Genomic DNA, 17,065 nt, shown 5'->3' on the forward strand with positions numbered 1-17,065 from the left:
ACTAATCAATAAGTATAATGATGGTAAGATTCGGGGGGCAGGAATGGCCGAGGTTGGACTTTTGGAATGGGCGGATAAGCAGCCCGACTGGATTAGGGATGCCTTAAGAAGACACGCCGCGCGGCCGGGCTTCAACCTCGAGCAGGAGGATAAGGCCGGTGTAACAGCTCGGGTCCGCCACGTCGGTGGATTTACCGCTGATCTGCCCGAATGCTCTCCGCTCTCGGCGGAGCATTTGAGGGCCAACAGTTCGAACGAGCCGCGCGCGGTGCTTTGCTCACTCGGCCCCGTCAAGCATTTGAACCGCCTCGCCGAAGAGCAGCAACTGCGTTTCGCCACCGATGGCATCACCATTATCTACGGCGACAATGGAAGCGGAAAGAGCGGCTATTGCCGGATCGCGAAGAAGCTTTGCCGTAGTCTGACGGCGGATGATCTTCTTGGCAACGTGTTCGAGATCGGCACCAAACCGCCAGCCGAAGTGCTTGTCCGGTTTCTCGAAGAGGGTGCTACGGAACCGACCCCCATAACCTGGAAGGACGGAACGCTGCCCCCCGCGTCAATTGCACGGATCTCCGTTTTCGACTCCGCGAACGCTCGCCTCTACGTCGATAAGCAAAACCGTATCGGTTTTCTGCCCGCAGCCATCGCGCTTCTCGAAAGCCATGGACGTCACCGCACCGAGCTCGAAGCCGACTTCCGGGAAGAAATCAAAGCGATCGAAAAGAACCTAAAGACACCATTGCCGAGTGGGTACACAGCTGCCGGCGCGGTCGTAAAGCTGCTGGCTCGTCTCGAAATCAAGTCAAAGGACGTGATGCCTTCCGCAGCCGAAATCAAAAACCTCGCTGCCCTCTCAGAGCAGGACATGGCTGATCTCGCTGGCCTCGAACAGGCTCTGGCAAGCGACCCTTCAACGATGGCGACAAAGCGTCGGCGTGCCAAGGCGGCCTTGGAAAAACTGCTGACTGCATCTGAACAGATCGACGCGGCTCTCTCAGCGGCGGCCCTCGAGATTTATCGCAATCTATATGCAACAGCCGATTCTACAGCGCAGGCTGCACAACTTGCCGCCTCAGGAGCGTTCGCGACTATGCCGTTGAGCGGCGTTGGGCTTTCTCCCTGGCGGTATATGTTCGACCATGCACGAGCCTATTTAGCGAGCGTCACTGGCATCGATCATCAGCACTTGCCAGATCAGGAAGGCGATCGTTGCATGCTCTGCCAGGAGCCGATGACGGCGGACGCCGCGGGGCGGATCCAATCCTTCAATGACTTCGTAACGGGCGCCGCAAATAAGGCGGCGCAAGTCGCATCTATTGCCCATGAAGAGGCCCTGCGCCAAATCAAAGGACTCACCATTGCGACCGGGGAGGCGGTTGAGGCGGCTCTCGGAGAGTTTGGCGATCTGTCCGCCGCACGCAAGGCGATGGTGGCCCTGATCTCGGCATATTATGTCGAGGCAGGTAAAAGGCGTGATGCAATTGTCGTTGCGGCTGCGCTGTCCGAGTACGCTGCGTTCCCGCAACTTGCGGCGCCAGTTGCATCGAAACTCCGAACGGAGGCGGAGGCGCTAGAGGCCGAAGCGCTGACGGACGACAAGGCAGCGGCCGACGACGGGAACCGCGCTACCGATCGAGCTCGTCGCGATACACTCAAGGATCGGAAAAAACTGGGCGACGATCTCACCATCGTTCTCGCGCGCTTGGCGAATCTCGAAGAGCGGCGCAAGCTTCTCTCATGCTGCGATGCTGTCGAAACAGGCTCGGTGTCACGGCAGATGACGTCGCTTCGACGAAGCCTCGTCATGCAGGATCTCGAAAAGCGCGTCGTCGCCGAGATTGAGACTCTGGCGTTAACGCACATCCCGTTCGCAGTTAATGATCGTAGTCAAGATGGGCAGAGCTATTTCGAGGTCGGGCTCAACGCGGCAAAAGCGATCTCAAACAGCAAGGTCTTAAGCGAAGGAGAGCAGCGCGCGCTTGCCCTGGCCTGTTTCTTAGCCGAGGTCGGAGGAGACACATCGCGTCAAGGCATGATCATCGACGACCCCGTGTCATCTCTCGACCATGTTCGGATCAGGCGGGTCGCGGCAAGGCTCGTAAAAGAAGCGGCCACAGGACGTCAGATTATTATTTTCACCCATAATCTTCTGTTCTTCAACGAGGTGGTTGACGCAGCTGCGCAGGCCAATCCGCCGATTCCCCTTGTTCGAAACTACATCAACAAGTCCGAATCTGCCGGTTTTGGCTTGATTAGCGAAACTGACGAGCCGTGGATCGCACAGTCTGTCACGAAGCGCATCGAGACTCTCAAGACGCGCCTGAAGAGCTTCGACGGCGCCACTGATTTCACCACCGATGCTTGGCGAAGGTCAGCGAAGGATTTCTACAGCGATCTTCGGGAAACCTGGGAGAGGCTCGTTGAAGAAATCCTGCTCGGTAAAGTCGTCGAGCGATTTAACAGCGATGTCAAGACACAGAGCCTGAAGGGTGTGGTGGTCGAGGACGAAGACCACAAGCGAATCTATTGGGCCATGAAGCGAGTTTCGGAGCGTTCTGGACATGACATGGCGTCCGCCAAGGCCATTCCAGTTCCAACACCAAACGATATGAAGAGCGATCTTGATGGAATTGACCAATATCGTATCGACACCACCAAACGAAAAAAGGATGCCGAAAAGCGCCGGATTGAATTCGAACAGCCTCCCAAGGCGACTGTACTCTAGCCTAATGACTATTGTCGTGTATTACTGGCCCTCACTGGCTTCATCCTGCTGCGCATGCCGGTGTCCGCCTGCCGCGGGCGAAGCCGACGTGACGAGGAAGTATCGCGAGGGCGCCAAGCCATCAATGGCTGTGCGCTCGCTCTTCATCTTGGATTTCAGCGCCGAGAAGCCTGACCGCTGGTAGTGCTTCGCCTGCACAATGTCGCCGCCGGCAAGGGCATGTCGACCATCCATCGCGTCGTCCGGTCCCTCGGGAAAGGCCTCGAAACGCTTGTCGATCTCGCGACCTACGAGGTCGCGGGCCAAATCCTCAAACTCGTTATGGGACAAACTCGAGAAATCATAAGCCATGCGCCCAGATTGAGTGCCCATTTGGTGGGCAGACAAGCAACCGGGGGCACAATTGCGTCGTGCCTCTCCATTACCAACAAAAAGATAAACGCGCTTTCCAGGCGATGCGGTCGGATGATCGTTTCGCGCTTGGCAAAAGCGAACGGATTAGTCTATGGCTCTCGGCGGGGGGGCGAGTTATGCGACGGGTGCGAATCCTTCAAGTAGGCGATATTCACTATCCGGATTGGCATCCTTCCTCTAGCAACATCGATGCCAAGGATAGCAAGTTCGCTCCGAAAATAACGCAGAAGCTACGCGCGTCTTCGCTGCGTGCCGTCTTGACGAAGCTTCGGCGGCTGACGACTTCGAAGCCCTTGGATTCGATCGCCTTCATGGGGGATTTCACGAGCCGTGGCGACAAGACTTTCATTGCTTCGGCATTCCAGCATTTCACGTTGCTCTGCCGCGCACAGGGGCGCAGTTCAAAGGCGCTTCCGTTGATATTCGTACCGGGAAATCACGATGTGAACCGTGATGACGCGCGCGAACTTGGACCGACTGAGAAATTCAGCGAAATGGCGAGTTTAGCCGCCCGCTTGGGTTGGCAGACCGTTCCCGTGGACCAACCCGTGCACTTCAGACTTCCGACAGGATCCGCAGGCGCAAACTTCATCCTCGTCAACACAGCGATAGGCAGTTGGGAGCTTCAGAACCTTCCCGCGTTCCTTCGTGATCGTCTCGAGGCACTCGGTCCTTCTACAGAACCTGTAGATCTCGGCTCGCCGGACACCTCGGGACATTCGCCCGCGACACCTCCCAGCGATCCAGACAAGGAGGCGTCCGACGACGAGTATTACGGTCAGATGGACACGCCATACATCTCGCGTGAGATGCTTGCAGGCCTACAGGAATTGCTCCAGCAGCCCGACATGCGTTACGGCATCATGATCGGCCATCACAATCTGCTGCCACAAAAGACTCCGCGCATTACGCCATACGCGGAGATGCTCAACAGCGGATTTGTCAGAACTCAGCTGCTGCAGGGCAACAAGCCTATCGTCTACCTGCATGGACACATACATGCCGATCCGGTCGAGATCGTCAACGATCCAAGGTTTCCGGACGGCAAATTGATCTGCATCTCAGCACCAGAGATACAGTCAGGTTTCAATGAGCTCGTCTTCTTCACGACCGATCAGGGAGAGCTCGTCGGCATCCGACTTATACCCTACCGCACCAATGTCGCCGACGGGACGGTCATGGAAGGCGAACATTGCTTCATCTCGACTATGTCCAACGGCAAGGCCTTTCTGAACAACGACACGTTTGACCTGATGCGCCGACTGCGCGACCATGCCACCAGGCGCGGGAATGGGTTACTCTTCTGGGACGAGATCACTGAGATTGCCGCCTCCGCCGAGCTCGGGCTAGATTTGGAAGACTCTCTTCTGATGCTCCAAGCGGCGCGCTTCGTCGAGATAGACGGCCTCACGAAGGCAAACTCGGCTTGGCGCATTAAGGTAAGGGACGAATAGAGATGGAGAATCCGTTCGGCCCCAACAGGATCGAGTACGAAAGTCGCCCGATACTGTGGTTCAGTCAGAAGTCGGCCTTGATTTCTGCCGCCGCCAAGCCGGTCTTCGTCGCAGGGACGAGAGGCAGCGGCAAGACCAGTATTCTTCGCTCGCTTTCCACAGTTCATATCCTCGAAGACAAAAGTCTCGCGGACCAAGTCGGCAAGCTCGGCTGGTATGGCGTCTTCTTCCAGCTCAATGAGACATTTTCGCCCCTAATCGACAACGCGGTTCTGAACCTCATTCCGGAGCGGATACGCTTCGACACGGCCGCCGTGATCCCGCGGCAATTCGTAATCTTCTCTCACTATCTGGAGCTGAAGATAGTCGAACGCCTGCTCGAGAGCATCAGCCAGCTCAGACGCGACAGCCACTTGAAATACCGGGCCTCTGAAGATAGGGACGTCGCCTTGGCACTGCATCGCGAAGTGCTGCACTTCATACCCCAACCTGCCCGTCTCGACTTCTTCAGCATAGATGAGCTGCGGGGTGGGATAACCCGGTACGTCGACGAATGCTTCAACGCGTTCTTCTTTGCCGCCGATGAGGGAGCGACCGGCTTCAGAGCGACAGACCCTGGCGCGATCATTAACAAGGTCGCGACCGCGATCACCCCACTTTTAAATGGCCCATCTTTCGCCGGTGACAGGGCGCCCTTCTTCAAGATCCTGATTGACGACTGTGAGGCACTGACACCGCTCCAACAGCAGTTCCTGAACACCTTGGTGAGGAAGACGCGCGGCAATGTGAAATGGGTCCTCGCCTACATCGGCGGCCTTTACGACACGATCCGGACGATCATACCCGGCCAGTCGCTCTCGAATGCTGACCGGGACGTCGAGAATCTTGATTCAGTCGATCCGAGGGAGTTCGCCACGCTGTGCGAGAACGTGTCGTCGCTTCGGCTCTACTATGCGCTTCCTGACCATCTGCGGAGTGATCTCAAGCGCAACGATGCGCTCAGCGCGTTTTCGCTCAAAAACCGGCTGGGGCGGCTTTCCGTCAATGACATCATCGAGCGGGTTATCATATCGGGTCATTCCGAGGGCAGAGAAGAGCTTGTGGCACTCGCTGATGCAGCACGTGAATTCCTCTCCGTGAATTTGAGGACGGCGGATCAGCAGCAATTCCTTCTTGATCGAAAAGCGCGCCCTTATGCCGAAGGGCTGGCGCTCGCGCTCATGAACCCGGAAATCAAGCGCCGGCCCATGAGCAAGGCGGATGCTTCAAATCTGAAGAGGTCGATCGCCCGGAAACAGGGATGGGCTTTTCTGAAAGCGTGCCAGATGCTGCGTCTGCATGACTACCCGTACGTAGGGCACCAGATCATCACATCATTGAGCGACGTCTGTATACGCGATTTCCTTGATATAATGGGAGAGATCTTCCGCCGCAGTGTTCCGAGTTCCAGTGATCCACGAAAACTGGTGGAATTCATCAACTCGGATTTACAGATTCATCTCGAACAGCAGAGACAGGCTGTGAACGCCGCCTCTCAACGGAAGCTTGATGGACTTCAGGCGCTTTCACATCCGTACGAAGAAGAGAGCGTGCGCATGGTGCGGGCGTTGGGTTACCTGACCGCTCGCCTCCAGACAGAGTTTGCCGAAGAAAATGCTCTAGGAACGACAGAGAGAGGCATTTTCAGGGTTGATCTAAAGGAAATGCGCTCGCTGGTGAACCGACTGGAGCAACCCAGCGGAAAACTGGACGAGGTCCTGCGTCGGGCGGAAAGGGATGGGTTTATCCGGGAGGTCTCCGCCGCCGGCAACTTTGAGGTGGACCGCGCCGACCCCGCATCGAAGGAGATGCTGATCAGATTGCATCGGCGATTTGCACCTTACTTCGGGTTCTCCTATCGCGGCCCGTACGAAATCAACACAATCCCTGCGGCGCAGATGGTCGACCTGCTTTTTACCAGGCATCGGCTCCCAGAAGACTGGGCCGACTCGGTGTTTAAGGAGCTCGTCGCGCGGCCCGCACTCAAGACCGAATTCCAGCACTCGCTTTTCGAGAGCGATCTCGAATGACCGCTTCAACTGTCGAGTATCGAGTCTTCGGCCATCTGGCCGTCACTGAGAAGGCGAGAGATGCAGGTACCTGCGAAACGATGGAGGCAGATATCGCGATCGTCGCGCTTGGATGGGAAACGCGTTTCGCCGCGTTCGAAAACCATCTTGACCTGAAGGTCGGCAAAATCGTGGTTCTGGACTTTGCTCTGAAGGAAGCGAACGTCCCAGCCGTCGAAGAAAACCGGCGAAAGCTCATCGCTATGGGTACCCGATGGGGCGTCGAAGTGACTGCGATCACCCTCGAGCCTTCCATCGAGTATCAGAAGAACATCAATCTCCTCGATCACCTGCTCACTCAGATGGCCGCTTCATGTGGCTCATACGAAGGAAGCCTGCGGAAGGTTTTCGTCGAGTGCTCGACGATGCCGCGAATCTACATCCAATGGCTGATTGCGGTGGCATTCAAGAAAATGTCGATTCAGTCTCTCGAATTCGGGTACGCCGAAGGTATCTACGGGAACGCGATCGGCAAAGAGGATTTTTCCAGCGGCTTGGACCGATACGTCACCGTCCCTCATCTTCAAGGCAGCGGAGGAATGGGCGAAGAGAAAGTCCTGCTCGTGGGGATCGGAGGAGATGCCGACGTATTCTACGGATTGATCGATATCGTCAGTCCGGAACGGATCTCGCTCCTCGTCCCAAGAAGCGAGAAGAATGCGCATATCGATGCTTTGCTCGATCAACAGGTGGCCAAGGTACGTGAAACCCACCGGCTCGAAGATGGCGAAGTTCGCGACATCCAGGCTTTCGGGCTGATGGCCCACCTCGATGCTTTCGAGACGTATCTCGACGGGTTCGGCTCGCGTGCGGTGGTGAACGTTTTTGTCAGCGGCCCGAAGGTTCAGGCCATCGCTGCTGCCGTGCTCGCCTGCTCCGACAGCCGCGTCCATCTCAAGGCACGAATTCCCACCTCCTATGCCCATCGTGAAGTCTCAGCGAATGGGCGGTATCATATCTATAGGCTGATTGACCTGACATCCCCTGCCTGCAGCCTTCCCGGGACGTTCTGACACGATCTTGCATTCGAGTAGCATCATGGTCCCAGTAGCCGTTCCGCCAAGCCTTCAGCGCATGTTCGTGTCGCCCGATCCGGTCGATGGGGGACTAATTCCCACTTAGAAGCTGCTCTACATCAGATCAGGGGAAATGCAGACTGGCAGAATTCCATAATTAGCGACTCAAAACATATACTCAGGCGAGACTGTTTAGCATAGAAATAGTGAGCGCTCTCCAATATGTTAGGCTCTGTCGCAGTAGCGCAACAAGCTCAGTCTTTGGATGGGTGGTATGAGGATGAGACGACTGAATGTGTACAGGCTCAGTCATTTTATCGAGGCTCTCGTTTTTGTCGTAAGCGCGTTCGGTGCGACGTGGCTTACCAGCTTTGTGAACGCGCCATGGTGGGCATATGTGATTATAGCGGCCATCACTATGGGCATGTTCGTAGCCGTGCGTCGGGTCCTTTCTGAGCCGCAACGTATGGGACTCTTGGCACACAACTCGGCAGCGACCTCTGCGTGAACCCAGGCGCCTTGAAAATGTCCCCGATGCGTCCGGATTTTTGGCGGTGATCTTCAATCAAATGCGATGAGCTGCAATTTCTGGCGACGGCCACGCTAAGGGCGGGCCTCCAGCACCATGTTGAACGGTGTCTCCGCGGCGCGACGCAATCGCTTGAAGCCGCCGCCGGTCACAACCTTGCGCAGCCTCGCCTCACCGGCCTGGGCTCCAAGCGCGAGCCCGACTTCCTGCGACACGGATGCGGGCGTGCACACGAAAGTGGAAGCGGCATAGTAAACGCGGCCGACGGGATTGAGGTTCGCCGCCAGATGATCATGCGCGAACGGCTCGACGATCATCCACGTGCCGTCCGGCTTGAGCGATCCGTGGACATGGGTGGCGGCGCCCGTCGGGTCGCCCATGTCGTGAAGGCAATCGAAGAATGTGACGAGGTCATACGTTCCGGGATAGCTCTTGGCGGCCGCCACGTCGAACCGCGTGTTAACGCCGACGCCGGCTACCTCGGCCGCCTTGCGGGCGCGCTCAATCGAGGGGGCATGATAGTCGAAGCCGACGAAGCGCGAATTGGGGAAGGCCTGTGCCATGAGCACGGTCGATGCACCATGACCGCATCCAACATCCGCGACGTCCACGCCGCGTTCGAGCTTCTCGACGACGCCCTCCAAGGCCGGCAGCCAGGAGTCGATCAGATTGGCATTGTAGCCTGGACGGAAGAACCGTTCCGTACCGCGAAACAGACACGCGCTATGATCGTGCCACCCGACGCCCTTGCCGGACTGGAATGCCTGCCTCACCTTTTCTTCATCGAGCCACAGCGCGGACAGGAACTCGAATGCGCCTGCCATGAAGGCCGGGCTGTCTTCATCAGCGAACACCAGCTCTTGCTCGGCGTTGAGATAGAATTTGTCGCTCGCTTCATCGTAGTCGACGTAACCCGCCGCCGCCTGCCCGGAAAGCCATTCCCTTACGAGGCGTTCCTGGGTGCCGGTGCGTGTCGAAAGTTCGGCGGCCGTCATCTTGCCGCCTTCGCGCAATGCCTTAAACAGGCCGAGTCTGTCCCCCAGCAGGACTCCCGCGCCCGTTGCGATCGCACCGAGATCGCCGACCATTTTCCCCAAGAATGCGTCCAACTTTTCCTGATTCGCTTCAGACATCTGAATCTCCCTTTGGGTTCAATCTCTCCAGGCGACGGAGCCGTGCTCGTCATGAGGCGCCTTGAGCATCAGATGCTCGAAGACATGCAGATATCCCCGGCGGCTCATCCGCGCTGCCGATCCTGCACCAGACCATATCGGTGACGAGCGGCGCGGTGGTCGGGAATGACAGCCACCTCCATGCCGTTGAAAAGCAGGAAATCCGTCACTTTGCCCTCGTCGGTAACCGGCGGAGCCGGAGTGGTCGTCACCAGGGCAAGCCCTGTTGCAGCAGGTATCCTTGGGCAGCCTGTCAGAACATCGATGACTCCGGTTGTGGTGCCGGGGCGGGCGATCAGGGGCCAAGTGATTGTTCCGCGGCGGCTGTATGTTGTGGTAAGGTGATCATGCGAACTCTTGTTGGTCGGTCACGTGTTTTGCGGATGACCCGCATGTACTGTGCCAAATGAGAAAACCATTCAAACGCAATCCAGTAGATCTGACTGTATCCGACATTGTCGGAATTTGGACATCGCCGAACGCGAAGCGCTCGGGGCTTGTGACGATACTTGAGCGTGCTGCTTCGGAGGAGGGATGCGCCTCGAACCGGCCGCGAGGCCTTTTTCTGGCAACGGATATTCCGGCCGGGTTAGGCCGCGAGGAAAGCGACGGTGAATAAGAGGTAGAGGACCAACCGTTTTGAGCGGGTAGTTGCCGTGTTGCGCCCCCAGGCAAAGGCCAGCACCACGGAGCAGTATTTCTGGTGGCGATACTACATCGCCTTTAAGTGCCGGTTACCCGTTTTTACCCAGTTGGCCTGGTGCATTCAGAGCGAGGTCGTTGGAAACCGCTTATTGTGGCTATGAGCAAACTCGGGATGGAGGAGTGGACCCAAAAATTGGCAAAATGCCCCAGGGAGGATTACATGGGTCGCTCATTCCCCGTACTCGTTACAGGTGCGCGTCGCTACGCAAACAGCTTGCTTTTGACTTGGCGTTTCTTGCCGTTTCGGCATCGCTCACTAATTCGGCCGCTGCCGACACCGTGAACTGGCGTCAATTCGAAGGGACCAGCATAACTTGGGCCTACGACATCCACCCCTATGCGGATGCTCTCGCTGCGCAACTTTCCGGAGTTCGAGAAGCTGACCCGGCATCAAGGTCACGCCGGAACTCTACCCAGACGATTCTTACTGGAACAAGATGACGATCCAACTGACGACGAAGTCGCCAGCATGGGATGTGTTCGGCACTGGCATTCAGCCCGCGTAGGACCTCGCTCCGAGTGGCGCCTGCTGGACAAATACCTGAGTGATCCGAAGCTTACCGATGCTGGATACGACTACATTCGGACATGATCAAGAAGTGCGCGGCTCCTTCCTTCGCCAATGATAACTGGAACCAGGTCGTGGACGGCATCTCGTCCGGCCGCACCGCGATGACGATCGACTCAAAAATGTTCGGCTTCTGGAACGATGTTGCGGGGAAGCCGGCATCCGGCAAGATCGCCTTCGCTCCGCCGCTGCACGCACCGAGCGCCACGAGCTTGGATTCTGACATCTGGATCTGGGCTCTCGCCATGAACGCGGCTTCCGAAAAGAAGGGCACGGCCTGGCTGTTCATCCCGTGGGCCACCTCCAAGCAGGTGGCGCTCAAGGGTGCCCTTGCTGGCCAGCTCGTCAATCCGCCGCGCACGTCGACCTGGCAGGACGATACCTAGACTAAGTACGCTTCGCAGCCCGAGTTCAACAACTTCGTTGACAGCTTCAAAAAGATACAGGATCAAGCCGCGCTGGCTTTCACACCGCGTGTCGGCTTCGGCGAAGCCATGAACGCATGGGCCGTGGCGATGCAGAAGATGGCAAACGGCGATGACGTCGAGACGACGTTGAGGGCGCTTGCCGAAGAAATCCGCACTGGCCTCTGATCAAAAGGAACAGGGCAGTACTATTGCACTGCCCTGTTCCCGCCAACGGCGGAGATCACGCCGTGTCACCCCAAGCACTTAAACCCAGCGCTGCTTCGCCCGGCCGCGCCGACGATTTTTCTTGGCCGCCAAGGCGGCAGCCTGCGGCCGGGGCCACAACCGAAACGACCACGGCGATCAGTCCGTAAGCTGCCCGGGGCAGCGGAAGGGCGGAAAGCGCCTTCAGGTGGCCGCACAAGTAGGGTCTCGAGACGGACTCAGCGCGGCAGCACGCTCGATCCCATCAGCGCCTCATCGATGGCGCGCGCCGCCTGGCGGCCCTCGCGGATCGCCCAGACGACCAGCGACTGGCCGCGCCGCACGTCGCCCGCCGCATAGAGCTTTTCGACGCTGGTCCTGTAGTCCCGGTCATTGGCCTCGACATTCTTCGAGCGGCGGCTGTCAATGGCGATCTTCATCTGGCCGGCCAGTTCCGACACCGGCCCGCGAGCGGCTGGCCCGGCAAAGCCGATGGCGATGAACGCGAGATCGGCACGAATGACGAATTCGCTGCCGGCGATCGGCTTGCGCTTTTCGTCGACCTCGCAGCATTTGACCCCGGTCAGCTGGCCGTCTTCGCCGATGAACTCGAGCGTCGCCACCTGAAACTCGCGCTCGGCGCCTTCGGCCTGCGAGGACGAGGTGCGCATCTTGGTCGCCCAGTAGGGCCAGACCGAAAGCTTGTCTTCCTTTTCCGGCGGCTGCGGACGGATGTCGAGCTGGGTGACGCGGACCGCGCCCTGGCGGAAGGCGGTGCCGACGCAGTCGGACGCGGTATCGCCGCCGCCGACGACGACCACATGCTGGCCGCCGGCGAGGATCGGATGCGACGGCCACGCCACCGACTGGATCGGTTCGCCGCCGACACGCCTGTTCTGCTGCACCAGATAGGGCATCGCGTCATGCACGCCGCCGAGATCGTCGCCGGGAATGCCGGCCGCGCGCGGCGTTTCGGAACCGCCGCAATAAAGCACCGCGTCATGTTCGGCGAGCAGCTCGGCAACCGGCTTGTCGACGCCGACATTGACGCCGCAATGGAAGGTGACGCCCTCGCCCTGCATCTGCTCGATGCGCCGGTCGATATAGTGCTTCTCGATCTTGAAGTCGGGAATGCCGTAACGCATCAGCCCGCCGGGCCGGCTCTCGCGCTCATAGACATGGACGTCGTGGCCGGCGCGGCCGAGCTGCTGGGCAGCCGACATGCCGGCCGGGCCGGAGCCGATGACGGCGACGCGCTTGCCGGTCTTCTTCTCCGGCGGATAGGGCCTGATATGGCCGGTCTCGTAAGCCTTGTCGGCGATCGCCTGCTCGACCGTCTTGATGGCGACGGGAATGTCCTCGAGGTTCAGCGTGCAGGCTTCCTCGCAAGGTGCGGGGCAGATGCGGCCGGTGAATTCCGGGAAATTGTTGGTCGAATGCAGGTTGCGGATCGCATTGTCCCAGTCGCCATTGTAGACGAGGTCGTTCCAGTCCGGGATCTGGTTGTGGATGGGACAGCCCGTTGGCCCGTGGCAGAACGGAATGCCGCAATCCATGCAGCGCGCGGCCTGTTTCTCGACCTCCTTGTCCGACATCGGCAGCGTGAATTCACGGAAATGCCGGATGCGGTCGGAGGCCGGCTGGTACTTGTGCACCTGCCGGTCGATTTCGAGAAAGCCTGTTACCTTGCCCATAGTCCAGCTCCTGCTGTCCAGATGGCGCGCCTGGCGACGCCCTGCAGCTGGATCAGATGGGGCATCCCGTCCACACATGGGCCGCACCAAGTTGCCCAAAATTCGACTATGTACACTTGCCGGGCTCAAAGCTCGTGAGGGGCTCGCCATGCAGCCAGTTCTCGACTCTAATCGAAGGAGCCGGGGACTCCATCTGCAATACCACGTTGCGGTCCAAAGCTATTTCCAAAGGTTTCTGCACGAGCTGGTTTCCTCTCAGAGACGGCACACGGGTTCAGGGAGGAGCGCATCGCTCGTCTTGCCCCATTAAGTGCAGTCACAGTCACTCAGTCTCAAAAGCCATGCCAACGCGCTCAGCGCGCAGTTAGCGCCCATTGCTTCGAAAAACCTCGTCAGTGCCCAGATGTTGGTTGTAATGAACCTGACATTTGTCTGACGCTGTCAGCTTTTGGACACGCGATCACGCGCTTCGTGCCGCCAGGCCAGGCCGAGCCCTGTGTTGCCAGCGGTCGCTTCGATGATTGTACCGCCCGGCGCGAGCTGGCCACGCTGTTCGGCATTAACGATCATCGACAACGCAATGCGATCCTTGATCGATCCGCCGGGATTTTGGCTTTCGAGCTTGACGAAGAGAATTCCTGACTCCGACGTTGTACCGCTGACCAGCCGTGTTGGAGCTGAAATCAGAGGAGTTCGCCTTGGTGGAGACCTTTCGGACGCAGCGATAGCAGCCATCAACCAGCTTCTTCTAAAACACAAGGTGATCTTCTTCCGCGGCCAGGAGCATCTCGACGATGCGGAGCAGGAATTGTTCGCGCGGCGTCTGGGTAACCTTGTACCTCATCCCACGCAGGGGCCGGCAGCCGGCACGGCCTCAATCCTCAATCTCGATTCCGGCCGTGGCGGTGGCAGGGCAGACCAGTGGCATACCGATGTGACTTTCGTCGATGCCTATCCGAAATTCTCGGTCCTACGTGGCGTCGTCATTCCGGCGGCGGGGGGCGACACGATCTGGTCCAACACGCACGCCGCGTACGAGAATCTGCCGGCGCCGCTCAAAATATTGGCGGACAATCTGTGGGCTATTCATAGCAATGCCTACGACTACGCAGCCGTGCGCCCGCGCGCCACAGCCGAAGAGAAGAAGCACTTCGAGGAAGTTTTCACATCGACGATCTACGAGACCGAGCATCCGGTCGTGCGCGTCCATCCGGAAACCGGGGAGAAGTCGCTGCTGCTCGGCAATTTCGTGCAGCGCCTCGTCGGCCTTTCCAAGAGCGATTCCGCCAAACTCTACGAGGTGTTCCAGTCCTACGTCACTGCCCCGGAAAATACCGTGCGGTGGCGCTGGCAAGTAGGCGACGTCGCTATCTGGGACAACCGTGCTAACCAGCATTATGCGGTCAACGACTATGGCGACCAGCACCGGGTTGTGCGTCGCGCTACGGTTGACGGTGACGTTCCGATCGGCGTCGACGGTCGCCGCAGTATAACCCATGTCAAGGCAGCCAAGCCGGCGGCGAAGGCAGCCTGACCGTCTGAACAGGGTAAAGATGAAAACTTCGTATCGCCGCGGCCATATCGCGCTGCTTAACCGCCCCACAAAGCCTTATGATTTCCGAGAAGCAAGGCGAGTTGCGGGCTCGAGGCTTGGCCCGAAATCGAGGTCCTGCAGCGTGGCGCATGGCTCGAGTCGCTGCTCGTGGCCCCGCTGCAGCGGTACAGGTCCCCCACCGCCCCACCATCTCGCCCGCCCTGCACCTCGGATAGCGATCATTCACCGTTTGTTCATTATGATAGCGCACGATCATAACTGGACATGCTGGTAGCTCGTACATGCCTGAAGGCCCTGCGCGCCGACCCAGCGCCGGGGCCTTTTTACTTCCGCAAAATCGATTCCAGCAACGCGGGCACTTCGCAGGATGTCGGAATCCCGCGCTTGCGATGATACGCCGTACAGCGAATTGCGCGAGTCAAACGAATTTGGGTTTCTCAAATATAGAATCGTCGATACCGATCCTGATGGATCGAGCCTCGACGACGAAGTCAACCATCTTCAAACGGAATTATTCAACATTGCCGAGAGCTCCCGGTGTGCCGTCGAAGCCGACATTGGGGAGGTCAGCGGTCACCAACGATCATGGTGATCGCCAGCATCTTTCGTATTCACATAACCGTCGGCCTTGTACTTTCCCGAGGCCATGACATGAGTGGGTCTTCCAAGCACCGATTTGGCCCGGTAGGATTTGCAGGGGGCGCGGACAAGCGGATGAACAAACGGAATGATGCCGGAAAACTGCGCGCGCCTGCTGGGATTTAGCCGACCGTCGATAGGAACATAGCCCTGGTCGACGGCTTTCTGAAGGGCAAGAGTTTCGCCGACCTGGCTCAGGAACATGGCTTGTCGACAACGAGGGTGCGCCAAATCATCGAGAAGGCCGATCGGCTCGTGGGCGGCGCATTCAGACCAAGACTGAAACGTCCAACGCCTCGCCTCGGTCCGATTTCATGGTCGACTATCCCTATGTGTGCAAATGGCCGAGAAGCACCGGCTGGGTAGCGTCACGCCGCATCATTCTTTGCGGAGCTGGAGCGCGCGGGATCGCTGGAGCGGCTGGTGAAAGCGGTTGCCGGGGCGCACAACACGTGAGCTGGCGCCTCGTGTGGCAAAAGGAGAGGGCGAGAGCCCATGGCCTGCAATGAAGCGATCAAGCATTGCGATCGTGGAACCAAGCTAGTCGACCATCCGGACCGCGGCCTTCAATGCCAGCTCGCCTTGGAATCGGCCTTCCAGGAATTGGCTGAGCGCGCAGCGGAATCCGGCTGGACCGAGGAGATAGCCACGCGCTCCTCGAACTCGCCGGCGCGCGCCTCAGGAGCGACTCCGCCAATGACAGACTGAGAGGACGATTAATCGTGCCAGGGCAACGAGAGAGCGGCAGGTTCAAGAAGCTTCGCCTGAACCGATAGGAACGTCGCTGCGCCAATAAAATTGGCGGTGAAGGCTGACCGCGGCCGAGTCGGGCAAGCGAGCGAAGTGCTGAAATAAGGGCGTGAGAATCCAAGACATCGTTTGTAGAGAGCATCGAGCTTCGCGAGATTGTGGTACAGGATCGACCGCAGGTGTTCTCGCAGCGCTCGCAGAACCCGGGATTCTTCCGCGGCACCCGCCAAGGCGAAGAACGGTCAGAGTTGCACGATAACGTTTAAAAGCGAGCCTTCCTCCGAAAGTCTGCGCGCGCAGTTCCACGGTCCGATGCGCTTTCATAGCTATTCCAATCGCCGCGCCCATCCTCTCCCGGATCAGGTCCAGCGGGTCTGCAGTGCATGCGCCCCCAAAGTGGACGCCATTGGGCCGGGTGAACCGGGCTCGATTGCGCGCCGAAGGCCCGTTCCAGGCCCGGAAATCCGGGTCCGTCAGGGCGAGCGCGTGCGGGTCGAGGTAGAGAACGGCCTTGCCGAGAAAACGACCGTGCACTGGCATCGCGTGCGTGTGCCACATGCCATGGATGGCGTGCCTCACCTCACGCAGAAGCCCGCGAAAAGGCAACGGAAGATCTAGCATTTATGGGGGAAATGTTTTTTCGGAGTGCTTGACCCGCAGGAAGGGCAGGGCATGACTGCCTATCGCCCGACCCGGCCGGCCGCACTCATGACCGGCTGGGCTCGGTTAATCCTGCATGCCGCGCCCATGAGGTTGCGCTCTGTCGGGAGTGCGTCGAGCACAACGACGAGATGTAGTTCACGATCTTTGAAACGCGTGTCAACCATCCAAAGTGTGGATGCCTTTCATCGAAACAAACGATTTCATCAATGTTCTGGAATCCTGCATGGGCAGAACAGAAACCGCCCGAAAGGAGATTTTTCATGCGCTCTACCGGGCAGTGGAGTGCTGGGAAAGGGAGTTGCAACTGACCGGGTCCGACTTCTTCCGAGTCTATGGACAGACTGGGAGACGCGCACGGTGTAGCGGCTCACATCGTCATACTGCACCTACGCCACACACCGGCCGGACCTGATCCGGCTTTATGAGCATTGGGCTTTGTCAGTTGCCCAAGCGTGATGG

Annotated in this window: 10 protein-coding genes and 5 pseudogenes; 7 read left to right on the forward strand and 8 right to left on the reverse strand. The window is 58.6% G+C overall.

Annotated elements, in window-relative coordinates; genetic code table 11:
* Window positions 1-43 precede the first annotated feature (43 nt).
* Window positions 44-2,728, forward strand: a complete 2,685-nt coding sequence (locus tag EN874_RS28770) for an AAA family ATPase (protein WP_126063811.1) — start codon at window positions 44-46, stop codon at window positions 2,726-2,728.
* Between the two features lie 21 nt (window positions 2,729-2,749).
* On the opposite strand, the gene EN874_RS28775 is transcribed toward EN874_RS28770, so the two are convergent.
* Window positions 2,750-3,079, reverse strand: a complete 330-nt coding sequence (locus EN874_RS28775) for a hypothetical protein (RefSeq protein ID WP_186815491.1) — start codon at window positions 3,077-3,079, stop codon at window positions 2,750-2,752.
* Between the two features lie 59 nt (window positions 3,080-3,138).
* On the opposite strand from EN874_RS28775, the gene EN874_RS28780 reads away from it, so the two are divergent.
* The 3 genes from EN874_RS28780 to EN874_RS28790 are packed head-to-tail and all read left to right on the forward strand — an operon-like array spanning window position 3,139 to window position 7,717.
* Complete coding sequence (locus EN874_RS28780) at window positions 3,139-4,596, forward strand: metallophosphoesterase (RefSeq protein WP_126057628.1); 1,458 nt, start codon at window positions 3,139-3,141, stop codon at window positions 4,594-4,596.
* Between the two features lie 2 nt (window positions 4,597-4,598).
* Complete coding sequence (locus tag EN874_RS28785; RefSeq protein ID WP_126057629.1) at window positions 4,599-6,665, forward strand: hypothetical protein; 2,067 nt, start codon at window positions 4,599-4,601, stop codon at window positions 6,663-6,665.
* Window positions 6,662-7,717: a hypothetical protein gene (locus EN874_RS28790; RefSeq protein ID WP_126057630.1), complete on the forward strand. Its 1,056-nt coding sequence runs from the start codon at window positions 6,662-6,664 to the stop codon at window positions 7,715-7,717. Before EN874_RS28785 ends, EN874_RS28790 begins: the two co-directional genes overlap by 4 nt.
* Window positions 7,718-8,323: 606 nt before the next feature.
* On the opposite strand, the gene EN874_RS28795 is transcribed toward EN874_RS28790, so the two are convergent.
* Both EN874_RS28795 and EN874_RS28800 read right to left on the reverse strand, forming a co-directional pair.
* Window positions 8,324-9,382 (reverse strand): class I SAM-dependent methyltransferase, encoded by a 1,059-nt coding sequence (locus EN874_RS28795; RefSeq protein WP_024504268.1) that lies wholly within the window; start codon window positions 9,380-9,382, stop codon window positions 8,324-8,326.
* Between the two features lie 57 nt (window positions 9,383-9,439).
* A pseudogene (locus EN874_RS28800) lies at window positions 9,440-9,660 on the reverse strand (insulinase family protein); the annotation flags it as partial.
* A 1,054-nt stretch (window positions 9,661-10,714) separates the two neighbouring features.
* Here EN874_RS28800 and EN874_RS34570 point away from each other — a divergent pair.
* Window positions 10,715-11,080, forward strand: a complete 366-nt coding sequence (locus EN874_RS34570) for an extracellular solute-binding protein (RefSeq protein WP_245454714.1) — start codon at window positions 10,715-10,717, stop codon at window positions 11,078-11,080.
* A 464-nt stretch (window positions 11,081-11,544) separates the two neighbouring features.
* Here EN874_RS34570 and EN874_RS28810 read toward each other — a convergent pair whose 3' ends face one another.
* The 3 genes and pseudogenes from EN874_RS28810 to EN874_RS34575 all read right to left on the reverse strand — a co-directional run.
* Window positions 11,545-12,999, reverse strand: a complete 1,455-nt coding sequence (locus EN874_RS28810; protein WP_024504270.1) for a glutamate synthase subunit beta — start codon at window positions 12,997-12,999, stop codon at window positions 11,545-11,547.
* Window positions 13,000-13,040: 41 nt separating this feature from the next.
* Window positions 13,041-13,204, reverse strand: a pseudogene (locus tag EN874_RS28815) (thioredoxin domain-containing protein); the annotation flags it as partial.
* Window positions 13,205-13,479: 275 nt separating this feature from the next.
* Window positions 13,480-13,665 (reverse strand): annotated as a pseudogene (locus EN874_RS34575) (pyridoxal-phosphate dependent enzyme); the annotation flags it as partial.
* On the opposite strand from EN874_RS34575, the gene EN874_RS28825 reads away from it, so the two are divergent.
* Window positions 13,580-14,533, forward strand: coding sequence for a TauD/TfdA family dioxygenase (locus EN874_RS28825; RefSeq protein ID WP_024504271.1), 954 nt, complete (start codon window positions 13,580-13,582; stop codon window positions 14,531-14,533). The pseudogene EN874_RS34575 and the gene EN874_RS28825 overlap by 86 nt on opposite strands.
* A 594-nt stretch (window positions 14,534-15,127) precedes the next feature.
* Here EN874_RS28825 and EN874_RS33865 read toward each other — a convergent pair.
* Window positions 15,128-15,397: a hypothetical protein gene (locus EN874_RS33865; RefSeq protein ID WP_024504272.1), complete on the reverse strand. Its 270-nt coding sequence runs from the start codon at window positions 15,395-15,397 to the stop codon at window positions 15,128-15,130.
* A gap of 993 nt (window positions 15,398-16,390) precedes the next feature.
* Here EN874_RS33865 and EN874_RS28835 point away from each other — a divergent pair.
* A pseudogene (locus EN874_RS28835) lies at window positions 16,391-16,537 on the forward strand (multicopper oxidase domain-containing protein); the annotation flags it as partial.
* Window positions 16,538-16,641: 104 nt separating this feature from the next.
* On the opposite strand, the pseudogene EN874_RS34580 reads toward EN874_RS28835, so the two are convergent.
* Window positions 16,642-16,770 (reverse strand): annotated as a pseudogene (locus EN874_RS34580) (LysR family transcriptional regulator); the annotation flags it as partial.
* Window positions 16,771-17,065: the final 295 nt, after the last annotated feature.

The sequence above is a fragment of the Mesorhizobium sp. M1D.F.Ca.ET.231.01.1.1 genome, assembly GCF_003999155.2.
Taxonomy (GTDB): domain Bacteria; phylum Pseudomonadota; class Alphaproteobacteria; order Rhizobiales; family Rhizobiaceae; genus Mesorhizobium.